This window comes from Phreatobacter oligotrophus (genome assembly GCF_003046185.1).
GTDB classification, from domain to species: Bacteria; Pseudomonadota; Alphaproteobacteria; order Rhizobiales; family Phreatobacteraceae; genus Phreatobacter; species Phreatobacter oligotrophus.
The window spans coordinates 525030-542015 of the sequence record NZ_PZZL01000003.1; the positions used below are offsets into that span (position 1 = coordinate 525030).

Sequence of the window (16986 nt, forward strand, 5' to 3'; positions counted from 1 at the left end):
GGCGTCCTTCCGTCGTTGATTTCAGGCGAGGCGCCGGCCGTCATGGCCGTGGCGAGGCGCCAGGAAGTGGAGCGACGGTGCGATGACGGGTCAGTCTCCCCCAGAATCCGACCTCGACGCGCGGCGGCGCGCCCTTGAATCGAAGCTCGCGGAACTTGATCGCGACCGATCCACGGGAGCAGCGCCCGACGGCCGGACGGCTCAGGAACCGTCCGGGCTGGTGAAGCTCTTCCGCTTCTCGGCCGATTTCGTGTCCGGCGTCATCGCCGGCGCCATGATCGGCTGGCTCGTGGACCGGTTCGCCGGAACGCGACCCTGGGGTCTTATCGTGTTTCTCCTGCTGGGCTTCGCGACGGGTGTCTACAACCTCGTCAAGTCGGCACAGCGGGCCCAGCGGGGCGGCTGAACGGCCGGTCCGGTCCGACTAGAAGATCGCGTGGGAGCAGACCGGCGATGGCCGATCCGATCAAACAGTTCGAGCTCGTCCACCTCGTCCCGCTCAAGATCGGCGGGGCCGATTTCGGTTTCACCAACTCCTCGCTGCACATGTTCATCGCGGTCGGCGTGACCGCGGCCTTCCTGCTCCTCTCGACCACCGGCCGCCGCCTGGTGCCGACCCGCATGCAGTCCATGGCCGAGCTCGCCTATGAGTTCGTCGCGGGAACGGTGAGGCAGACGACAGGCAAGGAAGGCATGAAGTTCTTCCCGCTGGTCTTCTCGCTGTTCATGTTCGTGCTGTTCGGCAACCTGATCGGCATGATCCCCGGCGCCTTCACGGTGACCAGCCACATCATCGTCACCGCCGCCCTCGCCATGCTGGTGATCACCACCGTGATCGTCTACGGCATCATGAAGCACGGCACCCACTGGTTCGCGCTCTTCGCGCCCTCGGGCCTGCCCAAGGCGATCCTTCCGGTGATCGTGGTGATCGAGGTCATCTCCTTCATCTCGCGGCCGATCTCGCTGTCGCTTCGTCTCTTCGGCAACATGACCGCCGGCCATATCGCGCTGAAGGTCTTCGCCGGCTTCGTCACCGCCATGGCGGGCGCCGGGGTCCTCGGCATGCTGGGCGCGACGCTCCCCGTGCTGATGATCACCGCGCTCACCGCGCTCGAACTGCTCGTCGCTGTCCTGCAGGCCTATGTCTTCACCATCCTGACCTGCATCTACCTCAACGACGCCCTCCATCCTGGCCATCACTGATCCGGTGACGGCAGGCCGCTAAGCACTCTTTCGCTCCCAACACCTCACAGGAGTTCAAAATGGATCCGGTTGCAGCCAAGTTCCTCGGCGCTGGTCTCGCCTGCCTCGGCATGGGCCTCGCCGCCATGGGCGTGGGCAACATCTTCGGCAACTTCGTTGCCGGCGCCCTGCGCAACCCGTCGGCTGCCGCCGGCCAGTTCACCAACGCCATCGTCGGCGCGGCTCTCGCGGAAGGCCTCGGCATCTTCGCGCTCGTCGTCGCCCTCGTCCTGCTCTTCGTGGTCTGATCCACGGCGGACGCTCCTCCGCGCGCCGGTCCCCTTGAGGGTCCGGTCCGCGCGGGAGAACCGGCGTTCACCGCCCGGCTCCGGCCGGCCATCGCTTTCGCGTGCGGTCTCCTCGTGAGGCCGTTTCGCGCCGTCAGGGTCCCGCAATGGCGACGAACACCTCTTCTGGGACTCAGGTCCCGTCCAAAGGCGGTTTCCCGGCCTTCCGGGTGGAAACCTACGGCTCGCAGCTGCTCTGGCTGGCGATCGCCTTCGGCCTGCTCTACTACCTGATGTCGCGGCACATCGCGCCGCGCATCGGCGGCATCCTCGAGGATCGCGCCAGCCGCATCGCCTCGGACCTCGCCGCCGCCCAGACGATGAAGGCGGAGGCAGACGCTGCCACCGCGTCCTACGAGAAGTCGCTCGCCGAGGCCCGGGCCAATGCCCAGGCCATTGCGGCCGAGACCAAGGCGAAGATCACCGCCGAGGCCGACGCCGAGCGCAAGACCCTCGAGGCCAAGCTCGCGGCCGATCTCTCTACCGCCGAGGCGACCATCGCCAAGGCGCGCGAGACGGCCATGGGCAATGTCCGCTCCATCGCGGTCGACACCGCCCAGGCCATCGTCGAGCGCCTCGCCGGCGCCTCCGCCGAGGCCACCCGCATCGAGGCGGCGGTCGACGCCGCCCTGAAGCGCTGAGGAGGACGGGATGAGCGAATATCTGCCGATCTGGATCGGCCTCATCATCTTCATCGCCATTGCGTGGAAGATGGGCGCCCATACCACGGTCCTCAACGCGCTCGACGCGCGCGCCGACCGCATCGCTGCCGAGCTCGCCGAGGCCAAGCGCCTGCGCGAGGAGGCCGAGGCCATCGTCGCCGAGTACCGCAAGCGCCAGCTGGCCGCCGAGCAGGAGGCGCGTGACATCGTCGCCGCCGCCAAGACCGAGGCCGAGCGTCTCGCCGCCGAGGGCAAGGCCAAGATCGAGGACTTCGTCGCCCGCCGCACGGCGATGGCGGAGACCAAGATCGCCCAGGCCGAGGCCCAGGCCATTGCGGACGTCCGCGCCGCGGCCGCCGATGTCGCCACCGCCGCCGCCGGCACGGTTCTGGCCGATCTCGCCAAGGGCGCAGCTGGCGAGAAGCTCATCGCCTCCGGCATCGCCGAGGTGAAGGCGCGCCTGAACTGACGCTGCAGGCCTCAGGCACCTGACCATACCGAACCGCCGGGCCCTGCCCGGCGGTTTTCGTTTGGGGGATCTGATGGCCAGGGGGCGATGGGGTCTGTCCTGAGCCAGAACAGCGCCTTGCAGAACCCGAGTGCGTCCTTCGAGGCTCGCTGTCGCTCGCACCTCAGGATGAGGAAGGGTGAGACTGGCAATTCGCCCAGCCGCCGCGACATCCTCTCTGCCAGTCATCCCCGATCCTCATCCTGAGGTGCGAGCGACAGCGAGCCTCGAAGGACGCACTTGCGCAATGCAGAGCACCAAGGCCGGGAGCGGAGCATGCCTCTCTTCCCAGTCCACCCGTCTCGCGCACGGCCAACAAAAAAGCCGCCGGTCGCCCGGCGGCTTCTTCATTGTCAGATGCGCCGGCCTCAGGCCGGCAGCAGCGGGTCGATGACCTTGGAGAATTCCGCCGCCGGCTGGGCGCCGAGGAAGCGGCGGCCGTTGATGAAGAAGGTCGGCGTCGACTCTACCCCGAAGGCGGTGGAGGCCCGCTCGCGCGTCGTGTTCAGCGCGTCGAGGATCGCCTGGTTGTTGAGGCAGGCCTCGAACTGCGCCTGCGTCATGCCGGCCTGGCGGGTGATGGCGGTGACGGCCTCGAGCGGGTTGCCGCCGAAGGCCCAGGTGCGCTGCTGCTGGAAGAACACCTCGATCAGCGCGAAATAGCGGCTCTGGTCGACGCCCTCGCCGGCCTTGCCGTCGGCGCCGAGCATGCAGCGGGTGAGCATGTAGACGGCGGCATCGAGCTGGTTCAGCGCGAACTCGCGGAAGACGAGGCGGACCTTGCCGGTCTCGACATACTTCTTCTTCAGCTCGGGCAGGATCGTCGTGTGGAACGTCGCGCAATGGCCGCAGGTCAGCGAGGCGTATTCGACGATGGTGACCGGCGCATCGGCCTTGCCGATGGACACATCGCCCAGCGGGCCGGGCTGCATCAGCTGGGCGACGTCGACGGTCTCGGCGGCGGCGCGGCGCTGGGCGAGGGCGAGCCCCGGGAAGGCGGCAACCAGGCCGAGGGCGGCGGTGCCCTCGATGATATGGCGGCGGGACAGCATGGGTGGGACCTCGTCTGGGGCCGTGAACATGGAACAGGCCATAGACGTGGCAGGCGCGAGTGGCAACATCAGGGCCATACCGCCCCGCGCCTGTGGCGGTCACAGCCCCGCGAGACGCATCACATCAGCGCGAGGGTCGTCAGTTGCGGGCGATGATCTCGCGCTCCTGATGCACCGGCTGGCCGGCAATGCCCTTGGTGGCCTTGCGGCGCATCAGGGCGGAGGGGCGGCGATCCTTGAGGGTCGAGCGGCGGCGGCGGCGCGGGCCGGGCGTGCCGAGCATCACGGCGCCGAGCCGCGGGAAGGCCTCGCGCATCGAGCCGTCGGCCTCTTCCACCAGCAGCGGCAGGCCGAGCGCCTGGCCCCAGCGCTGCCAATCGGCGACCACGTCGTCGCTGCCGTCCGCGGCCATGAGCGGCACGCTGAGGGCGGGATCGCGATGGACCATCACCACCTCGACCGCCTCACCCGCCAGGGCTTCGCCGGACAGCCGCACCACCACGCCCCGATAGGCCGAGACAGGCAGCTGCAGCTTCATCCGGGCGCCGCTCGTCGTGCGGCGAATGACGACCCGGTCGGCGAAGAGGTCGATGGAGCGCTGGCCGCCATCGGCGCCCCGGTCCGGGGCGGCGTAGCGGGCCGGTAGCTGGGCGGGATCGAGGCGCAGGGCCCCGATCCCGGCGGCGAGGACGCCGGGCTCTGTTTGACGCGACACGTTGCATGCTCCCTGAGGGATCTTCGGCAGGCTTTGCGCCGCTCTCGTCCCTTCGATGGGAGGATCGTCGCAGCATTTCTTGTCCGACCGCTTAAGCTGGACGGTTAAGCGGACCTCAATCCGATCAGCGAAAGACGAGACCTTCCGCCATGCTTGAGAAAGCCTTGGGCGACGTGCTTTCCGCCGTCTTGCGCGGCAGGCTGAACGCTTCGTGAAGCCGCCCGCGCCGCGCGCCCTGCGCCTTGAAACCGCCGGCCGCGATGCCTACACCGGGTTCACCCCTCAGGCCGACCGTCCAAGGCAGGTTCATGTCCGATCTTCTCGATACCGGTGCCCTTCTCGACCGGGCGCGGCGCCTCGTTGCCGCGGCCCGCAAGGCCGGCGCCGATGCCGCCGACGTCATGGCCCTGCGCGGCGTCTCGGTCGGCGTGCAGATGCGCGAGGGCAAGGTGGAGAGCTCCGAGCGCTCTGAGGGCGATGATCTCGGCCTGCGCGTCTTCGTCGGCCGCCGCTCTGCCTCCGTCTCCTCCAACGATCCGCGCGAGGACGCGGCGGCCCTCGCCGAGCGCGCCGTCGCCATTGCCCGCGTCGCGCCCGAGGATCCTTATGCCCGCCTCGCCGACCCGGCCGACCTCGCCACCGCCTGGCCCGACCTCGACCTGATCGATCCCGTGATGATGGCGGTGAGCGACCTCGAGGCCCTCGCCCGCCGGGCGGAGGAGGCGGCGCTCGCCGTGAAGGGCGTCGCCAAGTCCGGTGGCGCCAGCGCCGGCGCCGGCATTGGCGGCTTCGCCCTGGTCACCTCCACCGGCTTCGAGGGCGCCTCCCTCGGCTCGTCGACCTCCTTCTCGGTCACCGCCATTGCCGGCGAGGGCACGGGCATGGAGCGCGACTACGACTACAGCGCCACCCGCCACCGTGCCGATCTCGAGGCCGCCGAGGCGGTGGGCGCGCGGGCCGGCGAGCGCGCCGTGCGCCGGCTCAATCCCCGCAAGGTCGACACGACCAAAGTGCCGGTGGTCTTCGACCCGCGCACCGCCGCGAGCTTTCCCTCCTATCTCGCCTCCGCCGCCAACGGTCAGTCGGTGGCGCGCAAGACCTCCTTCCTGCGCGACCGGCTGGGCCAGCGCATCTTCAGGCCCGGCGTTTCCATCGTCGACGATCCGCACCGCCGCCGCGGCCTGCGCTCGCGGCCCTTCGACGGTGAGGGTGTTGCGACGAAGCCCCTGGTGCTGGTCGATGACGGCGTGCTGACGAGCTGGTTGCTCGACAGCGCCACCGCCGCCGAACTCGGCCTCAGGACCACCGGCCATGCCAGCCGCGGCACCGGCGGCCCGCCCTCGCCCGGCGCCACCAACCTCCATCTCGCCGCCGGCACGGTGAGCCCGAAGGACATGATCGGCGCCATCACGAGCGGTCTTTACGTCACCGACATGATCGGCTCGGGCGTGAACATGGTGACGGGCGACTATTCCCGCGGCTGCTCGGGCTACTGGATCGAGAACGGCGAACTCGCCTATCCGGTCGCCGAGATCACCATTGCCGGCAATCTCGTCGACATGTTCGCCAACCTGACGCCGGCCGACGATCTCGTCCTGCTCCACGGCGTCGACGCGCCGACCGTCCTGGTGGAGGGACTCACCGTTGCCGGACGCTGACGATCTCGTCCTGCGCGACCTCCTCGCCAGCCTCGCCGAGGAGGCGGGCGCCATCGCCCTCGACTTCCAGCGGCGCGGCATGCGCACCTGGACCAAGGCCGGCGCCTCGCCGGTCACCGAGGCCGACATCGCCGTCGATCGCTTCCTCAAGGAGCGGCTCGGCGCGGCGCGACCCGATTTCGGCTGGCTGTCGGAGGAGACCGCCGACAATCCCTCGCGGCTCGATCGGCGAGAGGTCTTCATCGTCGATCCGATCGACGGCACCCGCGCCTTCGCCGCCGGCCTGCCGGACTGGACCATCTCCGTGGCGGCCGTGCGCGACGGCCGGCCCGTGGCGGCAGCGCTCGCCGAGCCCGTTGCCGGCCGCACCTTCATCGCCGCCCGCGGCCATGGCGCCAGCGTCGCCGGCCGGCCGCTCGCCGTGAAGGGCCGTGAGACCATCGACGGCGCCGTCGTCGCCGGGCCGAAGCCGATGACGGTCAAGGTGGAGCGCCATGGGGCCGTGGCGCTGCCCAAGATCCACTCGCTCGCGCTGCGCTTTGCCAAGGTCGCCGCGAGCGAGATCGATGGCGGCTTCGCCGGCGGCCAGAGCCATGACTGGGACCTTGCGGCGGCCGATCTTTTGGTGCACGAAGCGGGAGCATCACTCACCGGCCTCGACGGGACCGCTCCCTGCTACAACAGGCCGGTTCCGACGCATTTTCCGCTCGTTTGTGCCGGTTTCCCGCTGCATGAGCTTCTTCGGCGCGCTGCCGCCGAGGATCGCCGCCGCGGCGTCACGACCTGAGGGGATTACCATCGCCATGACCGACACGGCACCCGCCAAACAGCTGCCCCATCTCGTCTTCGGCGGCGAGCTGAAGAGCCTCGACGGCACCGAGTTCCGCGACCTGTCCAAGCTCGACATCGTCGGCATCTATCCGAACTACGCCACCGCGCATGCCGCCTGGAAGGGCAAGGCCCAGCAGACCGTGGACAACGCGCATATGCGCTACTTCATCGTCCACCTGCATCGCCTGCTCGATCCCGACGCGGCCTGACGGGCGGCCGCGGCCGGTGTCGGTCCTCAAGCGCCTGGGGCGCTCCGAACGGGTGCGTTCCGCCGCGGGCTCGCTGCTCGCCGGCTACCTGCGCCTCGTCTGGCGCACCGGGCGCTTTCGCCTCGATCCGCCCAATATCTACGACTATGCCGATGCCAATCTGCCGGTGATCTTCGCCATGTGGCACGGCCAGCATTTCCTCTCGCCTTTCGTCCGGCGGCCGGAATACCGCGCCGCCGTGCTGATCTCGCGCTCGGCCGATGGCGAGATGAACGCCATTGCCGCCGAGAAGCTCGGCATCCGCACCATCCGCGGCTCGGGTGACCACAAGGGCCAGTTCGCCCGCAAGGGCGGCGTCAGCGCCTATTTCGAGATGGTCGATGCCCTGGCCGACGGCGAAACCGTGGCGCTCACCGCCGACGTGCCGAAGATCGCCCGCCGCGCCGGGCTCGGCATCGTCATGCTGGCGAAGCAGAGCGGCCGGCCGATCCTGCCCATCGCGGTCGCGACCGAGCGGCGCATCGACCTGAAGTCCTGGGACAAGGCCAGCGTCAACCTGCCCTTCTCGCGCGGCGCCGCCGTGGCCGGCCCGCCCATCTGGGTGCCTGCCGACGCCGATTCCGCCGCCATGGAGGGCTATCGGCAGGAGGTCGAGGCCGCCCTGAACGCTGCCACAGCACGCGCCTATGCCATCGCCGAGGGCCGCGCCGAGCCTGCGCTCTGGTCGGCCGAGGTCATCGCCACCCTCGAGGCCCGCAAGGCCGCCGCTGAGGCTGCGCGCGCCCGCGGCGGGGCGGACGAGACGACCCCGCAGGACGCGGCGAATGGCTAAGCCTGTGGTGCGGATGCCGGCCACCCTGCGCGCCTATGTCCGCGCCACCGCCCTAATGGGCCCGGCGACGCGTCTCCTCGCCCGCCGCCGCCTTGCCCGCGGCAAGGAGGATCCCGAGCGCATCCAGGAGCGCCGCGGCGAGGCCACGGTCGAGCGGCCGGCCGGCCGCCTGATCTGGCTGCACGGGGCCAGCGTCGGCGAACTCCTCTCCATCATTCCGCTCATCGGCCGGCTGCGGGCGCGCGGCGTCGCCGTGCTGGTGACGACGGTCACCCGCACCGCCGCGGCGATCGCCGCCCGCCGCCTGCCGGAAGGGGCGATCCACCAGTTCATGCCCTGGGACGTGCCGGCCTATGTCGACCGCTTCCTCGACCACTGGCAGCCCGACCTCGCGGTCTTCGCCGAATCCGAGCTCTGGCCGAACCTGATCCTGCGCACCACCGCCCGCGGCACGCCCCTGATCCAGGTGAACGGCCGCATGTCCGAGCGCTCGTTCCGTGGCTGGCGCCGGGTGCCGCGCTCCATCGCCGCCCTGCTCTCCCGCTTCGAGCTCTGCCTGATGCAGACGGTGGATGATGCGCGGCGGGTAGAGGAACTCGGCGCGCCGCGCGTCTCGACCACCGGCAACCTCAAGTTCGACGTGCCGGCGCCCGAGGCCGAGCCCGAGGCGGCGATGATCCTCGCCCAGTCCATCGGCCTGCGGCCGGTCTTCCTCGCCGCCTCCACCCACGAAGGCGAGGACGAGGTGGTGCTGGAGGCCCATCGCCTCATGGCTCCCCGGCTCAACAACCTCCTCACCATCATCGCGCCCCGCCATCCCGAGCGCGGCGACGCCATCGCCGCCCTGGCCGAGCGGATGGAGCTTCCCGCCTGCCAGCGCTCGCGCGGCGACCTGCCGCGCTACCGCCATGCCGTCTATGTCGCCGATACGCTCGGCGAGATGGGCCTGTTCTACCGCGCCGCGCCCGTCGCCTTCCTCGGCGGATCGCTGATCCGCCATGGCGGGCAGAACCCGATCGAGCCGGCCAAGCTCGGCGCCGCCGTGGTCCACGGCCCCCATGTCCACAATTTCGCGGCCGTCTATGCCGCGCTCCACGAGGCGCAGGGCGCCTGCGAGGTGAGCGATGCGGAGACGCTGGCCGCCGCCACGCTGACGCTCCTCACCGACAAGCGCGAACGCCAGCGCCAGCGCGACGCGGCGGGCGGCGCGGTGGCCGCCCTCGGCGGCGCGCTCGACCGCACGCTCGCGGCGCTCGAGCCCTATTTCCTCACCCTCGCCATGCGGGGCGACCGATGATGGCGGGCCGGTGAGGGCGCCCGGCTTCTGGTCGGACCCCGAGGCCCTCGCCGGCCGGCTGCTGGCGCCGCTCGGCGCCCTCGTCGGCGCCGTCACGCTAGCCAAGATGCGGCGGCAGGGCGCCCGTGCTGCCGTGCCGGTCCTCTGCGTCGGCAATCCCACGGTGGGCGGTGCGGGCAAGACGCCCGCCGCCCAGTGGCTCGCCGCCCGCCTTGCGGCGAGCGGCCATCGCCCGGCCATCCTCGCCCGCGGCTATGGCGGCAGCCTTGCCGGCCCCATCGTCGTCGATCCCGCGCGCCATGCGCCGGCCGAGGTCGGCGACGAACCGCTGCTCCATGCCCGCCACGCTCTCACGATCATCGCGCGCGATCGGGTGGCCGGTGCGGCGCTGGCGGTGGCGAGGGGCGCCACCGTCATCGTCATGGACGATGGCTTCCAGAATCCGTCGCTCGCCAAGTCCCGCAGCCTGCTCGTGGTCGATGGCGCCCATGGCGTCGGCAATGGCCGCGTCCTGCCAGCGGGACCGCTGCGCGCGCCGTTGGCGCCCCAGCTCGCCCGCGCCGATGCGCTCCTCGTCATCGGTCCCGGCGAGGCGGGCGACGAGCTCGCGGCGATGGCGGCCCGCCTTGGCCATCCGGTTCTGCGCGGCCAGCTGGAGGTGGAGCCCGAGGCCCGCGCCTGGCTGCAGGACCGCGACGTCCTCGCCTTCTGCGGCATCGGCCGCCCCGCCAAGTTCGTCGAGACCCTGGGCGCGGCCGGCGTGCGCAATGCCGTGCTCCGGCCCTTCCCCGACCACCACGCCTATGGCGACGCCGATGCCGCACGCCTCCTCGCCGAGGCCAAGGCCACCGGCCTGCCGCTGGTCACGACGGAGAAGGATGCGGTCAAGCTGAAGGGCTCGCCGGCGCTCGACCGGCTCGCCGCCGCCGCCACGGTCGTGGCCGTGACCCTCGCCGTGAACGAGGCCGAGGCCGCCGCCGCCGGGTTCTAGGCCGCCCGTCCCTGGCCGTGGCCGAACCTTTCGCGATAGTCGCGGGGGCTCAGCGCGGTGGCGCGGCTGAAATGATGCCGTAGCGTCGCGGTGCTGCCGAAGCCGGCGAGCCTCGCCACATCCTCCACCGGCAGGGTCGTCGCCTCCAGCAGGCGACGCGCCTCGTCCACCCGCGCCGCCGCCAGCCACTCCCCCGGCGACGTCCCCGTCGCCTCGGCAAAGCGGCGCAGGAAGCTGCGTTCGCTGAGGGCCGCCTCGCGCGCCATGTCGCGGATCGTCCAGCGGCGCTGGAGCTCCGTGCGCATCCGGTCCAGCAGCGGCGCGAGCCGGCTGTCGCGCCGCTTCGGCACCGGGCGTTCGACGAACTGCGCCTGCCCGCCGCTGCGATGGGCGGGCATGACCAGCCGCCGCGCGACGCTGTTGGCGGCCTCGGCGCCGAAATCGCTGCGCACGATATGCAGCATCAGGTCGATGCCGGCCGCAGATCCCGCCGAGGTGAGGACGCGCCCCTCCTCGATATAGAGCACCGAGGCATCCACCGCGACCGCAGGCCGGGCGCGCCTCAGCGCATCGGCGTAGCGCCAGTGGGTCGCCGCACGCCTGCCGTCGAGCAGCCCCGTGGCGGCGAGCACGAAGGCGCCTGAACAGATCGACGCGAGCCGCGCGCCGCGGGAATGCGCGGCCAGCAGGGCCTCGCGCAGGCTGTCGGGGACGGGCACGTCCATGCCCTTCCAGCCCGGCACCACGATGAGGTCGGCCTGCCCGAGCAGGGAGATATCGCCATCCACCTCCACCCGCAGCCCGCCATGCGCCCGCAGCGGGCCGGGCTCGATCGCCGCCGTCGCGAAGCGATACCAGCCGGCGCCCATCTCCGGACGGGCGAGGCCGAAGACCTCGGCGACGATCGCATATTCGAAGGTGCAGAGCCCGTCATAGGCGATGGCGACGACGAGCGGGCCCGTGGTGGCCGGGCTTTCGGGATGGATCGGGCGATCTGGCGGGATCTTCAGCATCAATGGCAATCCTGCCACTCGCGCCGCTCGCCGAAAAGCCGAAAAACAGGCTCCGCACCCCCTTGAGGAGATGACCATGCCGAGCGCCGTGACCCAGATCCCCGCCGCGTCCCCCGCCGAGGCGGAGGCACACTTCGCCGCCGAATTCACCTTCGAGACGGATTGCTGGGACGTTCACGATGCGCTCGGCAAGGGCGCGGACTTCGTCTTGCTGGATGTGCGCAGCCCGGCGCTGTTCGAGCGTGGCCACGTTCCCGGGGCGATCAACCTGCCGCACGGCAAGATCATCGCCTCCCGGATGGCCCAGTGGCCGGCGGGGACGCTGTTCGTCACCTATTGCGCCGGGCCGCATTGCAACGGCGCGGCGCGCGGCGCGCTCAGGCTGGCAAGGCTCGGCCTGCCGGTGAAGATCATGGCCGGCGGGATCACCGGCTGGATTGACGAGGGATTTGCCCTGGAGGCCGGTCCGGCACAGGCGACAGCCTGAGGGCCGGCGCGGGCGTCCACCCGAGCCGCAGCGCGCGTCAGGTCGACCGCGCGAGCAGGGCCTTGTAGCGCTCGGGATGGAGGCGCCGCAGCACCTGCGGCGGGCCGGAATAGGCCTCCTGCCGCGCCACGCTCCAATATTTCAGGTCGTCGAGCGGGATGGCCTCGCCGGTCACGGCGCAGCGCACGAACGTGCCGGGCCGCAGGATGCGGATGTCGGCGTCGAGATAGCGGACCTCGGCCTCACCATCGGTCGGCCGGCCGGAGGACAGGCGGTTCAGCATGGCGTCACCGGCTCAGCGCTGGCCGCCGGCATTGCCCACCGGATCCTGGCCGCTCTGGCCGCGCATGTTCGGCGCCTGCGGATCGTCGGGACGGCGACCGACCGGGCCGTAGGGCGCGTCGGGCGAGGCGGTGCGGTAGCCCGGCGGCGGCTCGATCAGCCGGCGGCGCGGCGGCTCGCCGGGGAAGGGCACCACCTGGTTGTCGCGGGAATTGGGGCCGAAGAGCGAACCGACCTGCGACCAGATCGGCGCCACGCGCATCTCGTCGGCGGTCGAGGGGCCGGCAATGGCATTGGCGGAGCGGTCACGGGTCGTGTCGACCTCGCCGCCGCCGAACCAGCCGCCGTTCTGGCGGGCGCGCATCTCGGAATTGGTGAGGGTGCGGCCCTGGTCGTCGCGCACGATGGGGGTGCGCTCGGCAAGGCCGGCGGCGCGGGCGCGGGCAACGTCCGGATCGTTCGGCCAGTTGCTGTTGCGGGCGGCGGCCGGGTCCTGCGGCGGCGGCAGGGCGTTGTTGCGCGGCAGCACCAGCGGGGCGCGCTCGCGATAATCGATGGGCGGGCGCTGGCGGTCGACCAGGCCGAGGCCGCTGAGCAGGCCGCCGAAGATCCGGCCCTCGATGCTCTGCTCGCTCTGCTGGGCCTGGGCGCCGGAGCCCGCGGCAATGAGGACCGTGGCGAGCAGCGCGGTGCGGATACGCATCATCTCCGTCTTTCCTCGTCTCGGGGCGACGCCGGGCGCGCCCTCTCGCAGTCTCGTCTCAGGGGCCGCGCCGGGCGCAGGCCGCTCGCGACCCTCATCCCTCAGGATCATGCCGATTTCGAGGCATCGGGCCGCTTGCCGAGCAGGGACTCATACAGAAGCAGCGCGACCCCCGCAACGATGCCCACATCCGCGAGGTTGAAGACGTACCACTGGAACTGCCACGAGGCGGTGGTGATGTGGAAGGCGAAGAAGTCGGCGACGCCGCCATAGAGCACGCGGTCGAGGCCGTTGCCGATGGCGCCCCCGGCGATGAGGCCGAGGCCGAGGGCGGTCATGCCGGTCTCGGCCCGCCACAGCCACCAGGCAATGAGCACCACCGCCGCCACCTTGAAGGCGACGAGCGCCCATTGGCCGGCCATGCCGTCCTGCTGGAACATGCCGAAGGAGACGCCGTAGTTCCAGGCCATGACGAGGTCGAGCACCGGCAGCACGGTGATGACCTGGCCCGGCGTGATCTGCACCACCTGCAGCATGAAGACCTTGAAGGCCTGGTCGACGACGAGGGTCGCCACCAGCGCGATGAGGCCGAGCTTCAGGTGCTGCGAAGGGGTCACGGGCGTCGCCTGTTCAGTTGCCAGAGCCGAGGTGGCCCGTCCTGCGCCGCCGGTCAAGCTCTGTGCCCTCGACAAGCTCCGATCCAGTCGCCATAGGGACGTCACGCTCCTCCCCCAGTCGTGCCGCCATGACCCACAAACTCTACTTCGTCCGCCATGGCGAGACCGACTGGAATGCCGAAGGCCGGCTGCAGGGCCAGCGCGACATTCCGCTCAACGATGTCGGCCGCGTCCAGGCCGAGGAGGTCGGCGCCATCCTCGCCCGCCTCGCGCCCGACCATGCCGACCTCGCCTACTGGTCGAGCCCGCTGTCGCGGACCCGCGAGACCATGGAGCTGCTGCGCGCCCGCATCGGGCTTCATCCGCCGGCCTATCGCATGGACGACAGGCTGAAGGAGCTCTCCTTCGGCGCCTGGGAGGGCCTCACCTGGCCCGAGGTCGAGGCCCATTCGCCCTCGCTCGCCGCCGCCCGCCTCGCCGACAAGTGGCATACCAAGCCGCCGGAGGGTGAGAACTACGAGGACGTGGCGGCACGGCTTGCCGCCTTCCTGGCGCTGGTCGACCGGCCGGCGGTCATCGTGTCGCATGGCGGGGTGGGGCGCACGCTCATGGCCCTGCGCGGCACCATGGACCGGACCAGGGCGGCCGAGGTCTTCGTCCGCCAGGGCGTCGTCTATGTCTTCGACGGAGACCGCTTCAACGTGGAAGGCTGAGGGGCAGGGCGCTTCAGGTCGGGGCGCCAGGGCCCCTCACCCTTCCCTCTCCCCGTCGGGGAGAGGGGGACTTCGACGTCCCGCCTCTTGCTCTTTCGTTTGTGCCAGGCCCCGCCGCTGTCGAAGGGAACGTAACGCGGTTGCCCCCTCTCCCCGCTGGCGGGGAGAGGGAAGGGTGAGGGGCAAAGGCGAATCCGGATATCGCGCGCCGCTCAGTTGCTGCCGACGAGGCCCCAGAGGCTGCGCACCGTCGGCAGGCGCGGCTGGCCGTTCGGCCGGTCCCAGGGGCACTGCCACTGGCTGGAAGCCACGGTCTCGTCCATCCGGGTGGGGAAGCATTTCGGCCGCGTGCCGGGGGCCAGCGTGCCGCGGCTCTGGTGGATGAGCAGCACCCGGTCGCGCGTCTCGTCATCGAAGTTCTGGGCGCCGGCGGGCAGGACCGCGGCGGAGGTGGCGAGAAGCGACAGGACGAGGACGGCAATGCGGGTCATGGCGGATCCTGGATATCTCGGGTGCCCCGATGCGCGACGCACCGGCCCGATGACAACGCCGACCATATCACGCGAGGTCCATGGCGTCATTGCGGCGGTTCTGTCACCGACGGTCAGCGCGCGCCGCCCACTGCCCGGCCGAAGCGCAGGATGACCTCCTTGAGCGCCGGGTCCTCGAACCCCGCCGCGACGGCCGTGAGACGGCCCTCGTCGGCGGGCTGCCGCGGCTCTGGTTTCGGCTTGCGCTTCGCCTGAAGCGGGATCTGGGTCAGCCGCACGCCGGCGACGCAGCGCCAGCCCATGAAGGCGTTGACGCGCTCGACGATGACCGGCGTCAGGTGCTGGATCTCCAGCGCGAAAGGCGCCTCCACCCGCACATGCAGCGTGCCGGGCTCCGGCTCGGCATGGTCGCTCGGCCGGCGCGGCCAGGCGATCTTGACCGGGGCCGAGCGGCGCGCCAGATCCTCCCCGACGATCTCGTCCCACCGCGTCACCACCTCGGTCGCGGCGAAGCCGGCCTGCTTCAGCGCCTCGCCGATCGGCGCGGCGGCGATGTCGGCAAGCGGGCGGGGACCGCGGGGTCGGAAGGACGGGCTCTTCATGACGGCTGCCAGCCTAGCACGGACCGGACCCCGGGCGGAGGGGTCGCCTGCGGCGGCGCTGCTCGCCTGGTACGACCGCCACCGCCGTCGCCTGCCCTGGCGCGCCCTGCCCGGCGAGACCGCCGATCCCTACCGGGTCTGGCTCTCCGAGATCATGCTGCAGCAGACGACGGTGAAGGCCGTGGCGCCCTATTTCGCCGCCTTCCTCGCCCGCTGGCCGACGGTCGGTGACCTCGCGGCGAGCCCGGTCGAGGAGGTGATGAAGGCCTGGGCGGGGCTTGGCTACTATTCCCGCGCCCGCAACCTCCATGCCTGCGCCATCGCCGTGGCGCGCGACCATGGCGGGCGGTTCCCCGCCGACCTTGCCGGCCTGCGCGCCTTGCCGGGCATCGGCGACTACACGGCCGCCGCCATCGCCGCCATCGCCTTCGATATCCCGGCCGCCGTGGTCGACGGCAATGTGGAGCGGGTCGTCACGCGGCTCGAGACCATCGACACGCCGCTGCCCGGGGCCAAGCCGCTGATCCGCGCCCGTGTCGCCACCCTGCTCGATCCGGCGCGGCCGGGCGACTTCGCGCAGGCCACCATGGATCTCGGCGCCACCATCTGCACGCCGAAGAAGCCCGCCTGCTCGCTCTGCCCTCTGCGCCCCTTCTGCGCCGCCTCCGCCGCCGGGACGCAGGAGGCCTTTCCGGTGAAGGCGCCGAAGCGCGGCGGTACGCTGCGCCGCGGCGCCGCCTTCGTCATCCGCCGCGCCGATGGCGCCCTGCTGGTGCGCACCCGCCCGCCGAAGGGTCTGCTCGGCGGCATGACCGAGATTCCCGGCACGGACTGGACGGCGGAAGGGCCGGGGCGCGAACCGGCACCGCCTGTGCCGCTGGTCGTCACGCGGCTGCCCGGCACGGTGGGCCATGTCTTCACCCATTTTCCGCTGGAGCTGACGGTGTTCCACGCCGTGGCGCCGCAGGGACTTGCCGCTCCCGAGGGCCATCGCTGGATCGCTGAGGCGGAGATCGAGGGCGAGGCCTTCCCCACCGTGTTCCGCAAGGTCATCGCACACGCCTTCGCGACTTGACCTTCCCGCCGGTCGGCGCGAGTCTCCCGCTCCCTTGACGGAGACGTGCATGACCGACGGCCGCCCACCCGGCCTTACCTGGCGCTACGACCGGTCCGAACTTGTCGCCGACGGCATCGTCCATGTCCTCGGCGCGGTGGCGGCTGTCTTCGCCGCCGGGGCCCTGGTCGGGCTGGCGCTTTACACCGCCGAACTGCCGACCGTCACCGCGCTCACCGTCTATGCCGTGACCCTCATCGCGGTCATCGGCTGCTCGGCGCTCTACAACATGTGGCCGGTGTCGCGGACCAAGTGGATCCTCCGCCGCTTCGACCATGCGGCGATCTTCCTGCTCATCGCCGGCACGTACACGCCGCTGATGGTCCATGTCGGCACGCCGCTGGCCTATGGCGTGCTCGCCTTCGTCTGGGTGGCGGGGCTCGCGGGCGCGGCCTTCAAGATCTTCGCGCCCGGCCGCTTCGACCGGCTGGCGGTGCTCGGCTATCTCGCCATCGCCTGGAGCGGCGTCGTGGTCGCCCACCAGGTCTTCGTCAGCCTCTCCACCGCCGCCATCGTGCTGCTGGTGACCGGCGGGCTCATCTACACGGCCGGCGTCGTCTTCCACCTGTGGGAGTCGCTGCGCTTCCAGAACGCCATCTGGCACGGCTTCGTGCTGGTCGCCGCGGGCTTCCAGTACGCCGCCATCCTGAACGGCGTCCTGCTCGTCGCCTGAGGAGGCG

At 71.1% G+C, this 16986-nt stretch carries 24 protein-coding genes; 15 read left to right on the forward strand and 9 right to left on the reverse strand.

Going from position 1 to position 16986, the window contains the following annotated elements; translation table 11 throughout:
* Positions 1 to 82: 82 nt before the first annotated feature.
* The 5 genes from C8P69_RS09595 (at position 83) to C8P69_RS09615 (ending at position 2660) form a co-directional block, all read left to right on the forward strand.
* On the forward strand, positions 83 to 406 hold the full coding sequence (locus C8P69_RS09595; RefSeq protein WP_108176437.1) for an AtpZ/AtpI family protein: 324 nt from the start codon (positions 83 to 85) through the stop codon (positions 404 to 406).
* A 47-nt stretch (positions 407 to 453) separates the two neighbouring features.
* Complete coding sequence (locus C8P69_RS09600) at positions 454 to 1203, forward strand: F0F1 ATP synthase subunit A (protein WP_108176440.1); 750 nt, start codon at positions 454 to 456, stop codon at positions 1201 to 1203.
* 59 nt (positions 1204 to 1262) lie between these two features.
* On the forward strand, positions 1263 to 1490 hold the full coding sequence (locus C8P69_RS09605) for a F0F1 ATP synthase subunit C (protein ID WP_106750262.1): 228 nt from the start codon (positions 1263 to 1265) through the stop codon (positions 1488 to 1490).
* Between the two features lie 146 nt (positions 1491 to 1636).
* Positions 1637 to 2170 (forward strand): F0F1 ATP synthase subunit B, encoded by a 534-nt coding sequence (locus tag C8P69_RS09610; RefSeq protein ID WP_108176442.1) that lies wholly within the window; start codon positions 1637 to 1639, stop codon positions 2168 to 2170.
* Between the two features lie 10 nt (positions 2171 to 2180).
* Entirely contained in the window at positions 2181 to 2660 is a 480-nt protein-coding gene (locus C8P69_RS09615) for a F0F1 ATP synthase subunit B family protein (protein ID WP_108176444.1), read from the forward strand.
* A 407-nt stretch (positions 2661 to 3067) separates the two neighbouring features.
* On the opposite strand, the gene C8P69_RS09620 is transcribed toward C8P69_RS09615, so the two are convergent.
* The 3 genes from C8P69_RS09620 to C8P69_RS09630 form a co-directional block, all read right to left on the reverse strand.
* Positions 3068 to 3751 (reverse strand): DsbA family protein, encoded by a 684-nt coding sequence (locus C8P69_RS09620; protein ID WP_108176446.1) that lies wholly within the window; start codon positions 3749 to 3751, stop codon positions 3068 to 3070.
* Positions 3752 to 3890: 139 nt separating this feature from the next.
* On the reverse strand, positions 3891 to 4466 hold the full coding sequence (locus C8P69_RS09625) for a DUF6101 family protein (protein ID WP_108176448.1): 576 nt from the start codon (positions 4464 to 4466) through the stop codon (positions 3891 to 3893).
* Between the two features lie 124 nt (positions 4467 to 4590).
* The gene (locus C8P69_RS09630) at positions 4591 to 4776 is read right to left on the reverse strand and encodes a hypothetical protein (RefSeq protein WP_108176450.1); all 186 of its coding nucleotides are present in this window, start codon (positions 4774 to 4776) and stop codon (positions 4591 to 4593) included.
* On the opposite strand from C8P69_RS09630, the gene C8P69_RS09635 reads away from it, so the two are divergent.
* Genes C8P69_RS09635 through lpxK form a run of 6 tightly spaced genes read left to right on the forward strand, consistent with a single transcriptional unit; the run spans position 4775 to position 10284 of the window.
* A complete protein-coding gene (locus C8P69_RS09635) occupies positions 4775 to 6124 on the forward strand; it encodes a TldD/PmbA family protein (protein WP_108176452.1) in 1350 nt (449 codons plus the stop codon). The two genes, C8P69_RS09630 and C8P69_RS09635, sit on opposite strands and share 2 nt — an antisense overlap.
* Positions 6111 to 6911: a 3'(2'),5'-bisphosphate nucleotidase CysQ gene (locus C8P69_RS09640; RefSeq protein ID WP_245901956.1), complete on the forward strand. Its 801-nt coding sequence runs from the start codon at positions 6111 to 6113 to the stop codon at positions 6909 to 6911. The genes C8P69_RS09635 and C8P69_RS09640 overlap by 14 nt, the downstream gene beginning before the upstream one ends.
* A gap of 16 nt (positions 6912 to 6927) precedes the next feature.
* Entirely contained in the window at positions 6928 to 7164 is a 237-nt protein-coding gene (locus tag C8P69_RS09645; protein ID WP_108176454.1) for a DUF4170 domain-containing protein, read from the forward strand.
* Between the two features lie 16 nt (positions 7165 to 7180).
* Positions 7181 to 7996 carry a lysophospholipid acyltransferase family protein gene (locus C8P69_RS09650; protein ID WP_245901957.1) on the forward strand — a complete coding sequence of 272 codons (816 nt, stop codon included), beginning with the start codon at positions 7181 to 7183 and terminating at the stop codon, positions 7994 to 7996.
* The gene (locus C8P69_RS09655) at positions 7989 to 9293 is read left to right on the forward strand and encodes a 3-deoxy-D-manno-octulosonic acid transferase (protein WP_108176458.1); all 1305 of its coding nucleotides are present in this window, start codon (positions 7989 to 7991) and stop codon (positions 9291 to 9293) included. The genes C8P69_RS09650 and C8P69_RS09655 overlap by 8 nt, the downstream gene beginning before the upstream one ends.
* 10 nt (positions 9294 to 9303) lie before the next feature.
* Positions 9304 to 10284 carry a tetraacyldisaccharide 4'-kinase gene (gene lpxK / locus C8P69_RS09660; RefSeq protein ID WP_108176460.1) on the forward strand — a complete coding sequence of 327 codons (981 nt, stop codon included), beginning with the start codon at positions 9304 to 9306 and terminating at the stop codon, positions 10282 to 10284.
* Here lpxK and ftrA read toward each other — a convergent pair.
* Positions 10281 to 11297: a transcriptional regulator FtrA gene (gene ftrA, locus C8P69_RS09665; RefSeq protein WP_108176462.1), complete on the reverse strand. Its 1017-nt coding sequence runs from the start codon at positions 11295 to 11297 to the stop codon at positions 10281 to 10283. The genes lpxK and ftrA overlap by 4 nt on opposite strands.
* A gap of 76 nt (positions 11298 to 11373) precedes the next feature.
* Here ftrA and C8P69_RS09670 point away from each other — a divergent pair, with 76 nt between their 5' ends.
* Positions 11374 to 11784, forward strand: a complete 411-nt coding sequence (locus C8P69_RS09670) for a rhodanese-like domain-containing protein (protein WP_108176464.1) — start codon at positions 11374 to 11376, stop codon at positions 11782 to 11784.
* Positions 11785 to 11821: 37 nt separating this feature from the next.
* Here the strand turns inward: C8P69_RS09670 and C8P69_RS09675 are convergent, their stop codons facing one another.
* From C8P69_RS09675 to lspA, 3 genes are all read right to left on the reverse strand, one after another.
* Positions 11822 to 12067: a DUF2093 domain-containing protein gene (locus tag C8P69_RS09675; RefSeq protein ID WP_108176466.1), complete on the reverse strand. Its 246-nt coding sequence runs from the start codon at positions 12065 to 12067 to the stop codon at positions 11822 to 11824.
* A 12-nt stretch (positions 12068 to 12079) separates the two neighbouring features.
* On the reverse strand, positions 12080 to 12769 hold the full coding sequence (locus C8P69_RS09680) for a hypothetical protein (protein ID WP_146167309.1): 690 nt from the start codon (positions 12767 to 12769) through the stop codon (positions 12080 to 12082).
* Positions 12770 to 12876: 107 nt separating this feature from the next.
* Entirely contained in the window at positions 12877 to 13386 is a 510-nt protein-coding gene (gene lspA / locus C8P69_RS09685) for a signal peptidase II (protein WP_108176469.1), read from the reverse strand.
* A 128-nt stretch (positions 13387 to 13514) separates the two neighbouring features.
* Between lspA and C8P69_RS09690 the strand changes: the two genes are divergently transcribed.
* Positions 13515 to 14099 carry a histidine phosphatase family protein gene (locus tag C8P69_RS09690; protein ID WP_108176471.1) on the forward strand — a complete coding sequence of 195 codons (585 nt, stop codon included), beginning with the start codon at positions 13515 to 13517 and terminating at the stop codon, positions 14097 to 14099.
* A gap of 212 nt (positions 14100 to 14311) precedes the next feature.
* On the opposite strand, the gene C8P69_RS09695 is transcribed toward C8P69_RS09690, so the two are convergent.
* Together C8P69_RS09695 and C8P69_RS09700 are read right to left on the reverse strand one after the other, a co-directional pair.
* Positions 14312 to 14590, reverse strand: coding sequence for a hypothetical protein (locus C8P69_RS09695; RefSeq protein WP_108176473.1), 279 nt, complete (start codon positions 14588 to 14590; stop codon positions 14312 to 14314).
* A 113-nt stretch (positions 14591 to 14703) separates the two neighbouring features.
* The gene (locus C8P69_RS09700) at positions 14704 to 15192 is read right to left on the reverse strand and encodes a DUF721 domain-containing protein (protein ID WP_108176475.1); all 489 of its coding nucleotides are present in this window, start codon (positions 15190 to 15192) and stop codon (positions 14704 to 14706) included.
* On the opposite strand from C8P69_RS09700, the gene mutY reads away from it, so the two are divergent.
* Entirely contained in the window at positions 15191 to 16267 is a 1077-nt protein-coding gene (gene mutY, locus C8P69_RS09705; protein ID WP_108176477.1) for an A/G-specific adenine glycosylase, read from the forward strand. The genes C8P69_RS09700 and mutY overlap by 2 nt on opposite strands.
* Positions 16268 to 16316: 49 nt before the next feature.
* The gene (gene trhA, locus C8P69_RS09710; RefSeq protein WP_108176479.1) at positions 16317 to 16979 is read left to right on the forward strand and encodes a PAQR family membrane homeostasis protein TrhA; all 663 of its coding nucleotides are present in this window, start codon (positions 16317 to 16319) and stop codon (positions 16977 to 16979) included.
* Positions 16980 to 16986: the final 7 nt, after the last annotated feature.

What these genes read in the sequence shown, in the direction of transcription:
- C8P69_RS09595 (WP_108176437.1), top strand. Translation starts at nt 83, where the DNA reads ATGACGGGTCAGTCTCCCCCAGAATCCGACCTCGACGCGCGGCGGCGC.
- C8P69_RS09600 (WP_108176440.1), top strand. Translation starts at nt 454, where the DNA reads ATGGCCGATCCGATCAAACAGTTCGAGCTCGTCCACCTCGTCCCGCTC.
- C8P69_RS09605 (WP_106750262.1), top strand. Translation starts at nt 1,263, where the DNA reads ATGGATCCGGTTGCAGCCAAGTTCCTCGGCGCTGGTCTCGCCTGCCTC.
- C8P69_RS09610 (WP_108176442.1), top strand. Translation starts at nt 1,637, where the DNA reads ATGGCGACGAACACCTCTTCTGGGACTCAGGTCCCGTCCAAAGGCGGT.
- C8P69_RS09615 (WP_108176444.1), top strand. Translation starts at nt 2,181, where the DNA reads ATGAGCGAATATCTGCCGATCTGGATCGGCCTCATCATCTTCATCGCC.
- C8P69_RS09620 (WP_108176446.1), bottom strand. Translation starts at nt 3,751, where the DNA reads ATGCTGTCCCGCCGCCATATCATCGAGGGCACCGCCGCCCTCGGCCTG.
- C8P69_RS09635 (WP_108176452.1), top strand. Translation starts at nt 4,775, where the DNA reads ATGTCCGATCTTCTCGATACCGGTGCCCTTCTCGACCGGGCGCGGCGC.
- C8P69_RS09630 (WP_108176450.1), bottom strand. Translation starts at nt 4,776, where the DNA reads ATGAACCTGCCTTGGACGGTCGGCCTGAGGGGTGAACCCGGTGTAGGC.
- C8P69_RS09645 (WP_108176454.1), top strand. Translation starts at nt 6,928, where the DNA reads ATGACCGACACGGCACCCGCCAAACAGCTGCCCCATCTCGTCTTCGGC.
- C8P69_RS09655 (WP_108176458.1), top strand. Translation starts at nt 7,989, where the DNA reads ATGGCTAAGCCTGTGGTGCGGATGCCGGCCACCCTGCGCGCCTATGTC.
- ftrA (WP_108176462.1), bottom strand. Translation starts at nt 11,297, where the DNA reads ATGCTGAAGATCCCGCCAGATCGCCCGATCCATCCCGAAAGCCCGGCC.
- C8P69_RS09670 (WP_108176464.1), top strand. Translation starts at nt 11,374, where the DNA reads ATGCCGAGCGCCGTGACCCAGATCCCCGCCGCGTCCCCCGCCGAGGCG.
- C8P69_RS09675 (WP_108176466.1), bottom strand. Translation starts at nt 12,067, where the DNA reads ATGCTGAACCGCCTGTCCTCCGGCCGGCCGACCGATGGTGAGGCCGAG.
- C8P69_RS09680 (WP_146167309.1), bottom strand. Translation starts at nt 12,769, where the DNA reads ATGCGTATCCGCACCGCGCTGCTCGCCACGGTCCTCATTGCCGCGGGC.
- C8P69_RS09690 (WP_108176471.1), top strand. Translation starts at nt 13,515, where the DNA reads ATGACCCACAAACTCTACTTCGTCCGCCATGGCGAGACCGACTGGAAT.
- C8P69_RS09695 (WP_108176473.1), bottom strand. Translation starts at nt 14,590, where the DNA reads ATGACCCGCATTGCCGTCCTCGTCCTGTCGCTTCTCGCCACCTCCGCC.
- mutY (WP_108176477.1), top strand. Translation starts at nt 15,191, where the DNA reads ATGACGGCTGCCAGCCTAGCACGGACCGGACCCCGGGCGGAGGGGTCG.
- C8P69_RS09700 (WP_108176475.1), bottom strand. Translation starts at nt 15,192, where the DNA reads ATGAAGAGCCCGTCCTTCCGACCCCGCGGTCCCCGCCCGCTTGCCGAC.
- trhA (WP_108176479.1), top strand. Translation starts at nt 16,317, where the DNA reads ATGACCGACGGCCGCCCACCCGGCCTTACCTGGCGCTACGACCGGTCC.